Consider the following 1,064-nt stretch of genomic DNA (forward strand, 5'->3'; position numbering starts at 1 on the left):
ATGGCAAAAGAGAAATTTGAGCGGACCAAGCCGCACGTCAACGTGGGCACGATCGGTCACGTGGATCATGGCAAGACGACCCTGACGGCGGCCATCACCACCGTGCTGGCGGCCAAGTTCGGCGGTGCAGCCAAGGCGTACGACCAGATCGACGCAGCTCCCGAAGAGAAGGCCCGCGGCATCACCATCAACACCGCCCACGTCGAGTACGAGACGGCCAACCGCCACTACGCTCACGTGGACTGCCCGGGTCACGCCGACTACGTGAAGAACATGATCACCGGTGCTGCCCAGATGGACGGCGCCATCCTGGTGTGCTCGGCTGCTGACGGCCCGATGCCCCAGACCCGCGAGCACATCCTGCTGGCGCGTCAGGTGGGCGTGCCCTACATCATCGTGTTCCTGAACAAGTGCGACATGGTCGACGACGCCGAGCTGCTCGAGCTGGTCGAGATGGAAGTGCGCGAGCTGCTGTCCAAGTACGACTTCCCCGGTGACGACACCCCCATCGTCAAGGGCTCGGCCAAGCTGGCCCTGGAAGGCGACAAGGGCGATCTGGGCGAGCAGGCCATCATGCGCCTGGCCGATGCGCTGGACAGCTACATCCCCACCCCGGAGCGTGCCGTGGACGGCGCCTTCCTGATGCCGGTGGAAGACGTGTTCTCGATCTCGGGTCGCGGCACCGTGGTGACCGGCCGTATCGAGCGTGGCGTGGTCAAGGTCGGCGAGGAAATCGAGATCGTCGGTATCGCTGCCACCCAGAAGACCACCTGCACCGGCGTGGAGATGTTCCGCAAGCTGCTGGACCAGGGCCAGGCGGGCGACAACGTCGGCATCCTGCTGCGCGGCACCAAGCGCGAGGAAGTGCAGCGCGGCCAGGTGCTGTGCAAGCCCGGCTCCATCAAGCCGCACACCCACTTCACCGGTGAGGTGTACGTGCTGTCCAAGGACGAGGGCGGCCGCCACACCCCGTTCTTCAACAACTACCGTCCGCAGTTCTACTTCCGCACCACCGACGTGACCGGCTCGATCGAGCTGCCGAAGGACAAGGAAATGGTCATGCC

General features: G+C 64.8%; 1 protein-coding gene. It reads left to right on the forward strand.

Annotated elements, in window-relative coordinates:
- Positions 1 to 1,064: elongation factor Tu (gene tuf / locus WD026_RS16100; RefSeq protein WP_425724672.1), on the forward strand; the 1,064-nt coding region annotated here is incomplete at its 3' end.

This window comes from Hydrogenophaga sp. R2, from assembly GCF_049843595.1.
In the GTDB taxonomy this organism is placed as follows: Bacteria; Pseudomonadota; Gammaproteobacteria; order Burkholderiales; family Burkholderiaceae_C; genus Hydrogenophaga.